Source organism: Brevibacterium sp. 50QC2O2 (genome assembly GCF_024580675.1).
GTDB classification, from domain to species: Bacteria; Actinomycetota; Actinomycetes; order Actinomycetales; family Brevibacteriaceae; genus Brevibacterium; species Brevibacterium moorei.
In genome coordinates this window covers 1-15791 of the sequence record NZ_JANIJZ010000016.1, presented here as the reverse complement: position 1 = coordinate 15791, position 15791 = coordinate 1, and the positions used below count along the sequence as shown (strand labels likewise).

Genomic DNA, 15791 nt, shown 5'->3' with positions numbered 1-15791 from the left:
CTGAGTTCACCCGTCCTGTTTCCGCGACTCGTCGAGCTGCCGGTCGATGTCGTCGAAGCGGCCCGCGGTGACGTCGAGGTGCGTGAGCATCCCGTGGATCGCCTCGGCATGGGCCTGCGTCTCCACGCCCAGTTCGCGGAACCGCCAGTCCGCGTCCTCGTCGGCTGCCGTACGCGCCAGCACGTCGAGCACCCGTTCGCCCAGCCGACCGGCGGTCTCCGAATGCTCCAGCAGCCGCAGCTGCACATCCAATTCCTGCAGCTGCAGCAGGTAGTCCGACATAGCCAGGACACGACCGGACAGGGAGTTGAACGCGGTGGCCAGCTGGTCCTGGTAGGCGTCGATCTGGTCGGCCAGCTGCGGTTCGCGCACCCGTTCCAGTTCTGCGCGCAGCCGGTACAGCTCCACCAGACGCTGCCCGATCGAGGCGACCGCATGATCCAGATCGACCTTGGCGACGTGGTCGGTCAGCAGTGGATGGGTCCACGCGGTGGTGGCCGCGATCTTGCGGGCGATCCGGCAGGTGACCTGGAACAGGCGCTGTTCGTCGGTGTCCTGGCCACCGCGGCCGCCAGTGTAGCCCAGCATCTCCGGGGTGATCCAGCGGGCGCCGGCGGCGGACTTCTTGTCCTTGTTCCGCAGCCGCTTGGGATCGCGGTGGTATTTGACCCCCGTATAACCGGCCGCGGCAAGGGACACTGCGGCGACGATGCCGGTGGCCAGGAAGCCGCCGGCGGCGAATTGATCCGTGGCCAGCGTGCTCACCGTCGCCGGTATCGCGGTGGCGCCGGTGGCCACTGCGCCCGCCGTCTCCGTGAACCGATAGGCCGCATTTGACTTGAGCAGGTTGCGACGCATCCCCGGCCGGTCCACCGGCCAGAAGGTTCCCAGGTCCTTCACCGGCACCGCGGCCACACCCGGCAGGGCCAAGGCCCCGCCCTTGCTGTTCGGCGCCGCCGAAACGCGGTATCCGCGAGCGCGCCAGGCGTCGATGACGCCGGGGCTGACGCTGTCGGGCACCAGGATCCGGTAGTCCGGGCGCAGACCCCCGCACTCATTGCGCCACAGGGTCCTCCACGACCTCTTCGCCATCACTGCCTCCGCTCACGTCGCTCACGCCCGATGCCCGTATCCGGTCCAACGTGTTTGTGCTGGATTCTAGTCCCGACCCCTGACATGGTGCTGGGCACGGCGCCGGACGCCCTGCGCACAGAACCGGATGCTCCGCCGGACGGGATACCGTTGCCAGATGAGGATTCTGCAAACCGCCGAGGCCGGGGATTGGCTGACGGCACGGGCCGGTAGCTGGGCGACCGCCGGTGGAGTGGCCGGGACCGGATTCGAGGCCTATGCTCGGATCCTCCATCCGCTGATTGCCACACGCTTCGATCCGCCATGGGCGGAGTCGGATGCGCCCGACTTCGAACACAGAGAAGTCGACCGCACCGTCTGGCGCTGGGCGGATGTGGCGCGCCGCAATGGGCGGATCATGCACCCGCAGGTGCAGTGGACCGCGTTGACAGACGACGGGTCGATGGCCTGCACGGCATTCCCCGATGGCTGGGTGGTCAGCGACCCGGCCGAGGGCGATCTGGAATTGGACTGCCTCGCCACACTGCTCGAGCACCTGGCTCAGCACACCTCGACAGCCGAGCAGCTCTATGGAGCCGTCTGGGACGGCTTCAGCAGTCACCCGCGGAGCGCGGAACTGGGGTTCACCTCGACCATGCAGGCCGAGCTCTGGGCGCTGCGCAAACCGGTCACACGGGGGCCTTCGTGGCGGGCAGAATACGCCAGGCTCTTCGCCGAGGCCGGACGCACCGCGGGCGCCACCGGTCAGGGAGTAGTCGCGCGGGCCGCAGGGCCCAAGATGGAGTGGCCCGGCCGCGAATTCTTCCTCTTCACCGCGAGCGCGGAGGAACTGAGCGAACAGCCCGTCCCCTGCCCGCCCGACGACCCCGACCCGACGGGATGGGACCTGCCGGAATGGTGCACCCCATTGGGCGGCAATACCCCGCAAATGCTCTGGCCCGACGACCACCAGTGGGTGCTGGCCAGCGAGATCGACTGGGATTCCACGATCATCGCAGGACCCCGGCCACTCATCGACCGGATCCTGACCGATGAGCGCCTCGAGGCCTATGAGGTCACCGCAGACACTTCACTGACCTGGGAATCGGACACCCGCAACCCGAATCCCCACCACTGACCCGCTTCCGCCCCGCCCAGTTCCTCTACGTCCGGTTCCACTACGTCTCGAATCGTCGAAAATCCGGTGCGGGAACGCACCCAATCGACAATGCAGGACGTAGTGGAACTCAAGGGGTGGGGGTCGGAGTGGAGCGGCTCAGATGCTGCGCCGTCACCCGCAGGCGCTCCAGCCCCTCGCGCAGTTGTGCATCGGCCACGCCGAAGCCCAGCACGATCCCCTGGGCCCGCGGCAACTGCGCACTCGATCCGCCCAGCCAATACTCCCCCAGACCCGTGACCAGCACTCCTGACCGGCGCGCCGCCGCGATCCATTCGGCCTCACCCGCGGCACGCCCCACGATGTTCACCACCGCCTGCAGTCCGCCGGGCACTGGCTGCACCTGCAGTCCGGGGGCACCCTCCAGACCTCGGTGGACCACGTCGAGCCTGCGCCGATTGGCACTGCGCGCGCTCTGCAGGTGCCTCTCCAGCGCACCGGAGGTGATGAACGTGGCCAGCGCCGCCTGCGCGACGGTGTTCACCGGACTCGCGGTGACCTCGCGCACCCGGCGCATGAGCTCCAACAGAGACGGCGGAACCTTGAGGTAACCCACCGCCACCCCCGGATGGATGAGCGAGGACAGGGAACCCGAGAGCACCGTCACCGGATGTTCCGGATCGTCCAGTCCGGCCAGCGCGGGCAGCGGCGCGCCCGACCAGCGCCACTCCGCCGTGTGTTCGTCCTCGACGACCAGGAAACCACGCTCACGGGCCGCGGCCAGCAGGGCCAACCGCCGTTCGACCGGCAGGGAACCGCCTGATGGATACTGGTGCGAGGGCGTGACGACCAGCGCGTCGATGCCCTCGGGCAGGAGCGCGGGATCGACCCCGTGGGCGTCCACCGGGGCGGGCACGACCTCGTCGCCGGTGAGCAGGGGGACCTGGCGCAGGCTGGGGTAGCCGGGGCTTTCGAAGGCGATGCGCAGTCGGCCTGCGGGCCGGTCCCGGCAGGCGGCGCCGGCACTGGACCGCGCCTGGCCGACGGGCCGGCCGGCGGCCTCGGCGGGCCGGGCGATTCGGGCCCGCAGTGCGGTCAGCAGCAGTTGCAGCCCCTCACGGGCACCTGCGGTGATGATGTAGTCGGCGGGGGTGCCGGCCACCGCGCGGACCCGCCGGGTGCGTTCGGCCAGTGCTGCGCGCAGCGACCAGGATCCCAGTGGCTCCGGCTGGTCGCCACCACCGGCCGCCGCGGCGCGCCAGGCAGCTCGCCACTGCGGAGTCGGCAGGGCGATGCCCCGGCTGGCCGCGGGCCGCAGGTCGATAGGATCCCCCGCCTCGTGTGTCTCGCTTCTCAAGACACGGGGGTCGGGCCCGACTCCCCTGCGCCGAGGTTCCCGCCCGGTTCCCGACACCGTTTTCGGGACGGGTTCGGGCAGCGGTTGAGGCAGCGGCTTGGGCAACAGCCGCAAGTCCTCGCTCACCGCCGTTCCACTGCCTCGTTCGGCATCCAGATAACCCTCGGCCACCAACTGTTCGAAGGCGGTCACAACGGTTCCCCTTGACACCCCCAGGCGAGCACCCAGGGCGCGCGTGGACGGCAGCATCTGCCCAGGTGAGAGGACTCCCCGGGTGATGAGATCGCGAATCTGCCAGGCGATGCGCTCCGGCAGGGGAACATGTGTTCCAGGTGCCCCCGCGGCGGTGGGCTCCAGGTGCAGGTTCAGCGGCAGATCCACGCCGCGGGCGGTACGGGCCATGCCACCCATAATCCACCCGAATCACTAAGTGGTCCAATTCAACTCGCATTTTCTGGATCTGGTGTCAGACCACTTGTCGGGTTCAGGATGATCACATGACCCTTTTGAACGAAGCACCGCAGAACACCAGACCGACCACATCGCGGACCACCACCGATCCCGCAACCCCCACGCTGGGCAGCCCGCTGGTCAAGCGGGGCCTGGCAGACATGCTCAAGGGCGGCGTCATCATGGACGTCGTCACCGCCGAACAGGCCCGCATCGCCGAGGATTCCGGCGCGGTGGCCGTGATGGCACTCGAACGCGTGCCCGCCGACATCCGCGCCCAGGGCGGCGTGGCCCGGATGAGCGACCCCGACCTCATCGACTCCATCATCGAGGCCGTTTCCATCCCGGTCATGGCCAAGGCCCGCATCGGCCACCAGGTCGAGGCCCAGGTCCTTCAGCACCTGGGGGTGGACTACATCGACGAGTCCGAGGTCCTGTCCCCTGCCGACTACGTCAACCACATCGACAAGCAGCGCTTCACCGTGCCCTTCGTGTGCGGGGCGACGAACCTGGGCGAGGCCCTGCGCCGCATTGCCGAGGGCGCGGCCATGATCCGGTCCAAGGGCGAGGCGGGGACCGGCGACGTGTCCGAGGCGACCAAGCACATCCGCACCATCCGGGGGCAGATCGGGCAGCTGTCCGCCCTGTACAAGAACAATCCCGAGGAGCTCTACGTCGCTGCCAAGGAGCTCCAGGCGCCCTATGAGATCGTCCGCGAGGTCGCTGCCCGCGGGGAACTGCCGGTCGTGCTGTTCACCGCCGGCGGCGTGGCGACTCCAGCCGATGCCGCGCTCATGATGCAGCTGGGCGCCGACGGCGTGTTCGTCGGTTCGGGCATTTTCAAGTCGGGCAATCCCGCAGCCCGCGCCGCCGCGATCGTCAAGGCGACTGCGCAGTACGACGACCCGGCCGCCATCGCGGAGGCCTCGCGGGGCCTGGGCGAGGCCATGGTCGGCATCAACGTCGCCGACCTGCCCGCACCGCACCGCCTGGCCGAACGCGGCTGGTGAGCGTCAAGGTGCCTGGCCCCGTCGGGGTCCTGGCCCTGCAGGGCGGGGTGCGCGAGCACGCCGAGCTGCTCGCCGGGTTGGGAGCCGAGGTCCGGTTGGTGCGCAGGGCCGGCGGGCTGGAAGGATTGTCGGCCCTGGTGCTGCCGGGTGGCGAGTCCTCGACCATCGACCGGCTGACCCGGATCCTGGGTCTGCGCGAACGACTGATCGAGGTGATCGCCGGCGGGCTGCCCACCCTGGGCACCTGCGCGGGGCTCATCATGTTGGCCAGGCGCATCGCGGATCCCGCGCCCGGGCAGCAGAGCCTGGGTGTGCTGGACGTGACGGTGCGGCGCAATGCCTTCGGTCGGCAGATCGATTCGGCCGAGGTCGCACTGGACACCGAGTTCGTCCCCGTGCGCACCGCCTTCATCCGCGCCCCGCAGGTCGTACAGGTGGGGCCCGGGGTGGAAGTTATTGCCCGGCGGCCTGCCGTGGCCACCCCGGACGGCGTGCACGAGGCGGACCACGATGTACCTGGTGCCATCGTCGGCGTGCGGCAGGGCAACATCCTGGGCATCAGCTTCCACCCCGAGCTCACCGGCGACCCAGCGATCCACCGCGAACTCCTCCGGCTGACCTGACCCCTCCCGCCGAGTCGTCACAGATGTGCGCGGAACCAGCGCACCACCGCACATTTGTGACGCCCTGGCGGAGAGGAACCCTTGACCTCCTCGCACAGCGGGAGGAACCTATGGGGTAATCGGAGGAGGTCGTCATGACACGCACCATCACCGCCGGCATCGCCGCAGGACTTGCGGCTGCCATCATCAATTCGATCATCTACGCCATCGCGCACGCCGCCGGCGCCGCGATGACAGCCGGCTTCGGCGGTCCCATCATCACCGTTGCAGGGTTCATGCCCGCGCTGGCGTCATTCGTCCCACTGCTCATCGCAGCGGTCATCGTCTGGCTCATCGAGCGCAAAGCGCCGAAGGTCCACACGCCGTTGGCCTGGATCGGCCTGGTTGTGGGAGTGCTCAGTGCCGTGGCCCCGCTGACCGCGGCGACCGACGCCGGCACCATGTGGGGTCTGGCCGCAATGCACTGCATCGTCGGCATCAGCTGGTGCGCAGCCCAGCTCTGGGCCAAGCCCCAGCGGACCTAGCATCCGCCGAGCTACAACCGCCCGCAGTACATTTGTGACTCATCGGTGGACGGTCCGACCGGCTCGATGCCGCGGAGACTGACGAGCAAAGCATGCAGAACGGCAACAGTCTAGGTGCAAAACGGCAACACATAGCATGCAGAACGGCAACATCTATCGTGTAAAACGGCAACGACTACCCTGCAAAACGGCACGCTCAGCTAGGCTGAGGACATGAGTGAACCCATTGTCGAGCGCAATATCGCCCCGCTGGCACGAGAGATCATCGCAGAGTCGCCGATCACCGTGATCTCTGGCGCCAGGCAAGTAGGCAAGAGCACTCTGATGCGCCAGCTCGTCGCACACGAGAATGCACAAATCGTCAACCTCGACGCCACTATCAACCGCAACGCGGCTCAGAGCGACCCCGACGCCTTCGTCCGGCAGTACCCAGAAGGCACGCTGGCCATAGATGAGATCCAGCGTGTCCCCGAGCTCCTCCTAGCGATGAAGAACGCATTGGAAACCGATCGGCGCCCCGGTAGGTTCATCGTCACCGGTTCGTCCAATCTGCTCACCCTCCAGGGTACCGAGGAGAGTCTGGCCGGGAGAGCCCAGACGCTGGAACTACGCGGCTTCAGCCGCGGTGAGCTTATGGGAAGGTCAGAAGACTTCGCCAGTTTCGCCTGGAAACTACCTCAGACTGGAGCAGTCCACAATCTAAACGATTATTCACGGCGCGATTATCTCGAAATGGCAACGCACAGTAGCTATCCAGAGCTCCAGGGCAAGACCGACAGGACCCGGAATCGCTGGCTCTCCGCCTATGTAGAGCGGATCATTTCAAAGGACGTCCCTGAAGCAGTCGGCATCCAACACCCTGACCGCCTTCGACCCCTGTTGCAGCTACTTGCTACCGAAAGCGCATCCGAGTTCGTCGCAGCACGGTATTCCCGAGCATTGGACATCCCGGCCCGCACCGTGCCCGCCTATCTCCAAGCCCTGGTGAATGTATACCTTGTCGACAGGCTACCTGCGTGGAGTAACAACGTCGCAGCCCGTACTGTGTCAAAGCCCAAGACCTTCCTCCAGGACCCGGGGCTTGCAGCCTTTCTCAGCGGTGTCGACATTGAAGGACTCGAACAACAGATCTCCAGCACGCTGACCGGCGGACTCGTCGAGGCCTTCGTTGCCGGTGAGCTACAACGCCAGCGGGGCTGGTCCGAAGTGGACTTCACCCTTCGTCATTTCCGAGACAGTCAAGGCCGCGAAGTGGACCTGGTGTTGGAAAACCGGGCACGCCAAATCGTTGGACTCGAGGTCAAGGCGACCACCAGCGTAACCAGAAGCCATTTCAAGGGCCTCGAATACCTGCGCGACAAGGCTGGTGACAGGTTCATTGCGGGTGCTGTCTTGCACACCGGCACCCAAGCCCTCCCCTTCGGAGATCACCTCTGGGCCCTGCCGATCGCCACGCTCTGGCAACACTGAAATCGATCATCGCCTGCCGAGTCGTGACAAAAGTCCGCCCAACCCGGGGGTTGAACGGACTTTTGTGACGACTCGGCGAAGAGCCTTAGAGCCTTAGAGCCCCAGCTTGGCCAGGATCATCTTCCGTGCGGCGCCGGCATCGGCCTGGCCGCGGGTGGCCTTCATGATCGGGCCGATCAGCGCGCCGATGGCCTGCTGCTTGCCGCCCTTGATCTTCTCGACCACATCGGGATTGTCCGCGATCGCGGCATCCACTGCGGCCTCCAGGGCCCCGTCGTCCTGCACGATCTCCAGGCCCTTGGCGGCCATCACCGCGGCGGGGTCGCCCTCGCCCGCGATAACACCGTCGAGCACCTTGCGGGCCAGCTTGTCGTTGAGCTTCCCATCGGCCACCAGGCCGGCCAGTTCGGCGACCTGCGCCGGGGTGACCAGTTCGGCGGCGGAACGCTCCAGCTGCTTGGCCTGTCGGGCGATCTCACCGGTCCACCATTTACGCGCGGCGGCGGGCTTGGCGCCGGCGGCGACGGTGTCCTCGATCGGGTCCAACAGATCCGCGTTGACGATATCGCGCATCTCCAGTTCGCTGAAGCCCCACTCGCCGCGCAGCCTGCGCCGCTTGGCCGCAGGCAGTTCCGGCAGGTTCTCCCGCAGGGACTCGACCCAGGCGCGGTCCGGCACGACCGGCACCAGGTCCGGCTCCGGGAAGTAGCGGTAGTCGTCGGCATCCGACTTCGGCCGGCCCGAGCGGGTGTCGCCCGTGGCCTCGTTGAAGTGACGGGTCTCCTGCGTGATCGTGCCGCCTGCGTCCAAGATCTCCGCCTGGCGGATGATCTCGGTGCGCACCGCGCGCTCGATCGAGCGGAAGGAGTTGACGTTCTTCGTCTCCGTGCGCGTGCCCAGCGGCGATTCCGGGGTCTTGCGCAGCGACACGTTGATGTCGGCGCGCACATTGCCCTGCTCCATCCGGGCCTCGGACACGCCCAGGGCGCGGAAGATGTCCCGCAGAGTCTTGACATAGGCCGAGGCGACCTCGGGAGCGCGTTCCCCCGCACCCTCGATCGGGTGGGTCACGATCTCCACCAGCGGCACGCCCGCCCGGTTGAAGTCGACCAGGGAGTGGTCGGCGCCGTGGATCCGGCCGTCGGCGCCACCCACGTGGGTGTTCTTACCGGCGTCCTCCTCCATGTGCGCGCGCTCCACGGGGACCTCGAACAGGGTTCCATCCTCCAGCTCGACCTCGACCCGGCCCTCATAGGCGATCGGCTCGTCGTACTGGCTGGTCTGGAAGTTCTTCGCCAGATCCGGGTAGAAATACTGCTTGCGGGCGAAGCGGCAGGATTCCGCGATCGAGCAGCCCAGTGCCAGGCCGATCTTGACCGCGTATTCCACGCCCTTCTTGTTCACCACGGGCAGCGCGCCGGGCAGGCCCAGCGACACCGGGGTGGTGTTTGAGTTCGGACCCCCGCCAAAGGTGTTGGGCGCGCCGTCGAACATCTTCGTGGTCGTGCCCAGCTCGACATGGACCTCGATGCCCAGGACCGGATCGTACTTTTCGATGGCCTCTTGGTACTTCACTTATTCGTCCTTCGTTCCTCTAGTCCGCAGCCTCAGGCCACGGTCAGTTCGGGGATGCCGGCCAATACGGTGGACCCGCGCTTGTCGTCCAGCGCGGCTTCCAGCCCTGCTCCGATCCCATAGAGGCGGATGTCCTCACGGGCCGGGGCCAGCAGCTGGAAGCCCACGGGCAGACCGTCGCTCACACCGGCGGGCAGGCTCATACCGGGGATGCCTGCCAGGTTCGCCGGGATCGTCGCGACATCGCCCAGGTACAGGGCCATCGGGTCGGCCTCGGTCTCCTGGCCGAACTTCAGCGCGGTGGTCGGGGCGGTGGGCGAGACCAGCACATCGGCGACCTCGAAGGCGCGGGCGAAGTCCCGCTGCACCAGCGTGCGGACCTTCTGCGCCGAACCGTAGTAGGCGTCGTAGTAGCCGGCGGACAGCGCATAGGTGCCCAGGATGATGCGGCGCTTGACCTCGGCGCCGAAGCCCGCTGCGCGCGATGCCTTCATCATGGTCTCCGCTGTGACGGGGCCGTCGGTGGGCAGTTCGCGCAGCCCGAAGCGCACGCCGTCATAGCGCGAGAGGTTCGAGGACGCCTCACTGGGCATGATCAGGTAGTAGGCGTCGAGCGCATACGACAGGCTGGGCAGGTCGACCTCGACGATCTCGGCGCCGGCGGCCTCTGCGGTGGCCAGGGCCTCCTGGAAGGTGGCGAGCACGCCCGCATCCCAGCCCTCGCCCTGCAGCTGCTTGATGACGCCCAGCTTCTTGCCCTTCAGTCCCGCGGTGGCGCCCGTCTGGGCGGCGGACAGGAAGTCCGGCACCGCATCCGGCAGGCTGGTCGAGTCGAAGGGGTCGTGCCCGGCCAGGATCTGGTGCAGGGCGGCGGCATCGGCCACGGTGCGCGCCAGCGGGCCCACCTGGTCCAGGCTCGAGGCCATGGCGATCACGCCATAGCGCGAAACCGAACCGTAGGTGGGCTTGACGCCCACCGTTCCGGTGAAGGCTGCGGGCTGGCGGACGGAGCCGCCGGTGTCCGTGCCGACGGAGAACGGCGCTTCGAAGGCGGCGACCGAGGCCGCAGCGCCACCGGAGGAACCGCCGGGCACGTGCCCCGGATTCCACGGGTTGGTGGTGTTGCCGAAGGCCGAGTGCTCCGTGGTCGAGCCCATCGCGAATTCGTCGAGGTTCGTCTTGCCCAGCAGCGGCAGTCCCGCCTCCTGGGTCTTCTTGAACACGGTGGCGTCGTACGGCGGCACCCAGTTCTCAAGCATCTTCGACCCGGCGGTGGTCTTGATGCCCGTGGTGGACACCAGGTCCTTATGCGTCACGGGGACACCGGCGAAGGGGTGGAGTTCGGCGCCGGCGGCGCGCTGCTGATCGACCCGCGCAGCGGTCTCCAGAGCGGATTCGGCGGTGACGGTGATGAAGGAGTGCACGGTGGGTTCGACCGCCGCGATCCTATCCAGGTGCGCCTGGGTCAGTTCGGTCGAGGAGTATTCCCCCGCGGCCAGCCCGGCGGCCAGTTCGACCGCGGTCCTCTTAGTCAGTTCGGCATTGGACATGCTCACTCCTCCCCCAGGATCTGCGGCACGAGGAACTTGTCGTCGGCCTGCTTCGGTGCGTTCGACAGGGCCTGTTCGCTGCTGAGCACGGCGTCGGACACGACGTCCTCGCGCATCACGTTGACCAGGGGAATCGGGTGGCTGGTCGCCGGAACGTCGTCGGTGGCCACCTCGGATACGCGGGCCACATTGGCGAGGATCGTGTTGAGGTCACCGGCCAGGCCGTTCAGTTCCGTGTCACTCATGGCGATCCGGGCGAGGTCGGCCAAGTGGGCGACCTCCTCGGTTGTGATTGGGGTTTGCGACGGCATCCGCCACCCTTTCTACATCGGTCGATACTCCAATCGTCTATTCTAGTCGCCCGGCCGCCGGCTCAGCAGGGGTACCGGGGCGCCACCCCAGCTGGGGTGCCAGGGTGCCGGCGATATCGTCGAGGATCTGTAGATAGTCGGCGGCCTCGAAGTCGAAGGGCAGGGCGAAGGCAACCTCGTCCACGGCGCGGAAGGCCGCCATGGACACCAGGGTTTCGGCGATCTGCGCCGAGGACCCCACCAGGTCGGCTGCGAACATCGTCTTCTTGGGCCCGAACTGTTTGCCGTCGCGCACGCTGCGCTCCGCCCGCCAGGCGGTGTAGCGGCGGATCTGCTCCGGTTTCGCATGGTCGGTGGGCACCACGCACAGGCCCTGGGAGACCCGCGGGGTCCGTGCCGGGGCCCCGAAGCGCGGATCGGGGACGAAGGCCTTGCGGTACAGGTCGATCTGCGCGCGCTGATTGGTGTCGAAGTCATCGGCGACCTCGGCCGAGATCACGCTGCTGGTCAGCAGGTTCATCCCGTGGGCCGCCGCCCATTCGGTCGAGGCCCGCGACCCGGCTCCGTACCAGACGCGTCCGGCCAGGCCGGGGGCGTGCGGCTGCACGGTCCGCGAATACGTCTCCACCACTCCCTGTTTGCCGCCGAGGTCGCTGACCTCTTCGCCGGCCAGGGCATCGAGCAGGCGCTCAACGCGCTTCTTGGAGAAGTCCTCCTGATCCTGGGTATCCGGGTAGAGCGCATCCTTCCAGTGCTCCCACTGCATGGGAGTGCCCACGGACACGCCGGGGTTGAGCCGGCCGGCCGAGAGCACATCGACGGTGGCCAGGTCCTCGGCCAGGCGCAGCGGGTTCTCCGGACCCAGCGGGATCACCGCGGTGCCCAGTTCGATCCGGCTGGTGCGCTGGGTGGCAGCGGCCAACAGGGCCACGGGCGAGGATATCCCGAACTGCAGGTGCCGTTGGCGGACCCAGGCCGAGTCGAATCCCAGCTCTTCGCCGTGGGCGATGATCCGCAGGGTGTCCTCGTGGCCGGCGGCCGGATCCGCAGGGTCGAACAGGCCGATGGTCAGGAAGCCCAGGCGGCGCAGGGGCAGGTTCTCGTCAGTAGTAGAAGCTTCAACCATATTCCAACACTACTCTCCCTTTGGGCGCAGCGCCGGCGTTTCGACGCACCTCGTCATCATGCAACGGCAACGCAACGCCTGCGCTTGGCAATGTGCTTTGACGCACATATGCTGTTCGTCAACACCGCAAGGAAGCAGTGTCGATCCCCCTGAAGTACAGTGCCACGGTTCCCGCACCCCATGGACCCTGAGGCCCTGTCACCACAGTGGGGATCCCCGCAAAGAAGCAGGAAAACACACTATGACTGACGAAACATCACAGGCTTCGCCGGCCCCACAGACCGGTCCTGGATCAGGGCAGATCGATTTCATCGCCGTCGACAGATCACCGGAGTTCGGTCGGCTCCGCCGCACCTATCGTTCCATCGCCTTCCCCCTGACCGCCCTCTTCATGGTCTGGTACCTGGTCTACGTACTGCTGGGCGCCTACGCCCACGACTTCATGGCCAAGCCCGTCTTCGGCCTGACCAATATGGGCATCGTCCTGGGCCTGGGGCAGTTCGTCACGACGTTCGTCATCACGATCGTCTACGTGCAGCTGTCCAAGCGCCGCATCGAGCCGCAGGCGCACGCCCTGCGCAATGAGCTCGAAGCCCGGGTCCCGACCGAAGGAAACTGAAATGACTTCCCCGATTCCCGACAACGTCACACTTCTGGCGGCCGAGACGGCCAAGAACAACCCCGTTCTCAACATCTCCATCTTCCTTATCTTCGTCATCGTCACGCTGACCATCGTGCTGCGGGCCGGCAGGCAGAAGAAGGACGCAAATGACTTCTTCGCCGGCGGCCGCTCCTTCAAGGGCTGGCAGAACGGCTTCGCGATCTCCGGGGACTACCTGTCCGCAGCCTCGTTCCTGGGCATTGTGGGCGCGATCGCGATCAACGGCTACGACGGTTTCCTCTACTCGATCGGCTTCCTGGTCGCCTGGCTCGTCGCCCTGCTGCTGGTCGCCGAGCTGACCCGCAACTCGGGCAAGTTCACGATGGCCGATGTGCTGTCCTTCCGGCTCAAGCAGAAGCCGGTCCGTGTGGCAGCGGCCATCACCACCCTGGCAGTGTGCTTCTTCTACCTGCTGGCCCAGATGGCAGGCGCCGGTGGCCTGGTCTCCCTGCTGCTGGGCATCGACTCCAAAGTCGGCCAGTCGGTGGTCGTCGCCGTCGTCGGCGTGCTGATGATCGTCTACGTTCTGATCGGCGGTATGAAGGGCACGACCTGGGTGCAGATCATCAAGGCGTTCCTGCTGATCGGCGGTGCTCTGGCGATGACCCTGTGGGTGCTGGCCTCCCACGGCATGAACTTCAACACCGTGTTGGAGGCCGCGGTCAACCACCCCGAGAACAAGATCGGCGAGGCGCTGCTGGCGCCGGGTGCACAGTACGGCAAGCTGCCCATTGACTTCGTGTCTCTGGCCCTGGCCCTGGTGCTGGGCACCGCGGGCCTGCCCCACGTGCTGATGCGCTTCTACACGGTCCCCACCGCGAAGGAAGCACAGAAGTCCGTGGTCTGGGCGATCTTCCTCATCGGCGGGTTCTACCTGTTCACCCTGGTACTGGGCTACGGCGCGGCCGCCATGGTCGGCGCGGATACGATCGCCAAGGCCCCCGGCGGGGTCAACTCCGCAGCACCGCTGCTGGCCAACGCGCTGGGCGGACCGCTGCTGCTGGGCTTCATCTCCGCGGTCGCCTTCGCCACGATCCTGGCGGTCGTCGCCGGCCTGACCATTACGGCTGCGGCCTCCTTCGCCCATGACATCTACGTCTCCGTGATCAAGCACGGCCAGGTGACCGACCCCAAGACCGAGGTCAAGGTTGCCAACCGCACCGTGGTCGTCATCGGCATCGTCGCTATCGTCGGCGGGATCGGTGTGCAGGGTCAGAACATCGCATTCCTGGTCGCCCTGGCCTTCGCCGTGGCCGCCAGTGCGAACTTGCCGACCATCCTGTTCAGCCTGTTCTGGCGCCGCTTCACCACCCGCGGGGCGGTGTGGTCGATGATCGGCGGGCTGGCCACGGCCCTGATCCTCATCTTCTTCTCCCCTGTGTTCTCCGGGGCCGAGACCTCGATGTTCGGTCCGGACGTGAACTTCGCCTGGTTCCCGCTGAGCAATCCGGGCATCGTGTCCATCCCCGTGGGCTTCCTGCTTGCGATCATCGGTTCGTTGACCGATAAGCGCGGTGAGGATCCGCAGAAGGCATCCGAGATGGAGGTCAGGTCCCTCACCGGCTACGGCGCGGAGAAGGCCACCGAGCACTGAGTTCTAAACCCTGAGTTCTGAGCCCCGAGCTCTGTTCTTTGAACACTGGGCATTGAGCGCTGAGCCTTGATTTATAAGCCCACCGGATAAGTGATCGCCGGGCAGCTGACACCACAGCCGCCCGGCGAGCACTCATTCACGGGGTACTTCTTCACGGGGTACTTTTCGCCGGGGCTTCCGGTTTGAAGGTGCAGAGAGGACACCGACTAGGACGGCTCCTACCGTGGTTTAGAACGGTGGGACGTCCGTATCGTCAGGGTCGGTGCCTGCATCCGTTGCGTAGGACCCATGAGTGCCCCACGGCATGCCGCCAGAACCCGCAGGGTCTTTGCTCGCAGTACTGGATAGTCCTGAGGAGTTCGGCGGGCCTGGTGGATCGGGTGGGTCGGGCAGGTCCGATTCTGCGTTCCAGTCAGGTGGGGAGAAATCCTCCGGCACCCACACCGGCGGCAAACCCTCAGCATTCCGTGCCGTACTGATATCGATCAGGGCAGCAGTGAACCGGGAATGAAACACCGGCCGCTGGTCGATATCGACATGTCTGGGTGGAATCCAGGCCGGCAAACCACCGATCAACTCGGCCCTCCACCCGTGTTGGTCATGCCACGTATGGTGGAACCGGCACGCCAAGGTCAGATTGGATACGGTGGTGGGTCCACCAGTGGACCAGGGGATCATATGGTGGGCATCGCACCACCCCACCGGCATATCACACCCCGGGAACGTACACCCCCGATCACGAGCGGCGATCAACTCAACCTGCCGCCGCGTAGCAAACCTGCCCGCACTCCTGACAGTGACTTCCCGGGTACCCGGCTGGTGGGCCTGAAAATACACGAGCGCACCCGGAGACAGGGATTCCAGATCCTGCAACCCGATCGGGCCTGCCGTGGACTCGACCTCCGCCTTGCCCTGCGCATACTCTTCAGCAGTCGCCGTGACCACCAGGGCCATCCCCGCACCCTGCGGACCCGACGCGGCAGCCCGGTCGATGAGCGTGGCGAACATGTCATGCCGCCGCGCGCCATCGGGCCGATCCCGATACCCGAACGGGTGGTCGGCTTTCGTCGTAGGCTGCCCATCGACCGTCACCGCCGTCGCCGGTGGATCCTGAGGTGGCAGGTCACCGGGCGGCACATCAGCTGTAACGGATTCCGCACCGTCGGGCACACCGGAGCCGGCTCGCTGAGCCTCCCCGGAGTTCACTTCAGTCGTGTCCTGTCCAGGCTCCTGCCGATTCGTCAAGAGCCCATGCAACTTCCCACCCGTCACCGGATCCAACAGGCCCGTCAGATTCCACGCACCATTCCTCCTAGGTGTCACCGTCACATGAAACTCATCAACCAACGGCG

General features: G+C 66.6%; 14 protein-coding genes. 7 read left to right on the top strand and 7 right to left on the bottom strand.

What is annotated here, in order from left to right; genetic code table 11:
* Window positions 1-6: 6 nt before the first annotated feature.
* Window positions 7-1092 (bottom strand): hypothetical protein, encoded by a 1086-nt coding sequence (locus NQ038_RS12435; protein WP_257062716.1) that lies wholly within the window; start codon window positions 1090-1092, stop codon window positions 7-9.
* Window positions 1093-1249: 157 nt separating this feature from the next.
* On the opposite strand from NQ038_RS12435, the gene NQ038_RS12430 reads away from it, so the two are divergent.
* Complete coding sequence (locus NQ038_RS12430) at window positions 1250-2209, top strand: hypothetical protein (RefSeq protein WP_257062714.1); 960 nt, start codon at window positions 1250-1252, stop codon at window positions 2207-2209.
* Window positions 2210-2318: 109 nt separating this feature from the next.
* Here NQ038_RS12430 and NQ038_RS12425 read toward each other — a convergent pair whose 3' ends face one another.
* On the bottom strand, window positions 2319-3947 hold the full coding sequence (locus NQ038_RS12425) for a PLP-dependent aminotransferase family protein (RefSeq protein ID WP_257062713.1): 1629 nt from the start codon (window positions 3945-3947) through the stop codon (window positions 2319-2321).
* Window positions 3948-4042: 95 nt separating this feature from the next.
* On the opposite strand from NQ038_RS12425, the gene pdxS reads away from it, so the two are divergent.
* From pdxS to NQ038_RS12405, 4 genes are all read left to right on the top strand, one after another.
* Window positions 4043-5005, top strand: a complete 963-nt coding sequence (pdxS, locus tag NQ038_RS12420) for a pyridoxal 5'-phosphate synthase lyase subunit PdxS (RefSeq protein ID WP_257049154.1) — start codon at window positions 4043-4045, stop codon at window positions 5003-5005.
* Window positions 5002-5628, top strand: coding sequence for a pyridoxal 5'-phosphate synthase glutaminase subunit PdxT (pdxT, locus tag NQ038_RS12415; RefSeq protein WP_257062710.1), 627 nt, complete (start codon window positions 5002-5004; stop codon window positions 5626-5628). Before pdxS ends, pdxT begins: the two co-directional genes overlap by 4 nt.
* A 134-nt stretch (window positions 5629-5762) precedes the next feature.
* Complete coding sequence (locus NQ038_RS12410) at window positions 5763-6152, top strand: DUF6069 family protein (protein WP_257062709.1); 390 nt, start codon at window positions 5763-5765, stop codon at window positions 6150-6152.
* A gap of 213 nt (window positions 6153-6365) precedes the next feature.
* Window positions 6366-7622 carry an ATP-binding protein gene (locus NQ038_RS12405; RefSeq protein WP_257062708.1) on the top strand — a complete coding sequence of 419 codons (1257 nt, stop codon included), beginning with the start codon at window positions 6366-6368 and terminating at the stop codon, window positions 7620-7622.
* Window positions 7623-7715: 93 nt separating this feature from the next.
* Here the strand turns inward: NQ038_RS12405 and gatB are convergent, their stop codons facing one another.
* Genes gatB through NQ038_RS12385 form a run of 4 tightly spaced genes read right to left on the bottom strand, consistent with a single transcriptional unit; the run spans window position 7716 to window position 12184 of the window.
* Window positions 7716-9197, bottom strand: coding sequence for an Asp-tRNA(Asn)/Glu-tRNA(Gln) amidotransferase subunit GatB (gene gatB / locus NQ038_RS12400; RefSeq protein ID WP_257062707.1), 1482 nt, complete (start codon window positions 9195-9197; stop codon window positions 7716-7718).
* A gap of 32 nt (window positions 9198-9229) precedes the next feature.
* Complete coding sequence (gene gatA / locus NQ038_RS12395) at window positions 9230-10747, bottom strand: Asp-tRNA(Asn)/Glu-tRNA(Gln) amidotransferase subunit GatA (RefSeq protein WP_257062706.1); 1518 nt, start codon at window positions 10745-10747, stop codon at window positions 9230-9232.
* 2 nt (window positions 10748-10749) lie between these two features.
* A complete protein-coding gene (gene gatC, locus NQ038_RS12390; RefSeq protein WP_257057355.1) occupies window positions 10750-11058 on the bottom strand; it encodes an Asp-tRNA(Asn)/Glu-tRNA(Gln) amidotransferase subunit GatC in 309 nt (102 codons plus the stop codon).
* A 37-nt stretch (window positions 11059-11095) separates the two neighbouring features.
* Window positions 11096-12184, bottom strand: coding sequence for an LLM class flavin-dependent oxidoreductase (locus tag NQ038_RS12385; protein WP_257062705.1), 1089 nt, complete (start codon window positions 12182-12184; stop codon window positions 11096-11098).
* Window positions 12185-12425: 241 nt separating this feature from the next.
* On the opposite strand from NQ038_RS12385, the gene NQ038_RS12380 reads away from it, so the two are divergent.
* Both NQ038_RS12380 and NQ038_RS12375 read left to right on the top strand, forming a co-directional pair.
* On the top strand, window positions 12426-12803 hold the full coding sequence (locus NQ038_RS12380) for a DUF485 domain-containing protein (protein WP_257049145.1): 378 nt from the start codon (window positions 12426-12428) through the stop codon (window positions 12801-12803).
* A 1-nt stretch (window position 12804) separates the two neighbouring features.
* Window positions 12805-14439 (top strand): cation acetate symporter, encoded by a 1635-nt coding sequence (locus NQ038_RS12375; RefSeq protein ID WP_257062702.1) that lies wholly within the window; start codon window positions 12805-12807, stop codon window positions 14437-14439.
* A gap of 228 nt (window positions 14440-14667) precedes the next feature.
* Here NQ038_RS12375 and NQ038_RS12370 read toward each other — a convergent pair.
* On the bottom strand, window positions 14668-15791 hold a 1124-nt coding region (locus NQ038_RS12370; protein ID WP_257062700.1), incomplete at its 5' end, for an HNH endonuclease signature motif containing protein.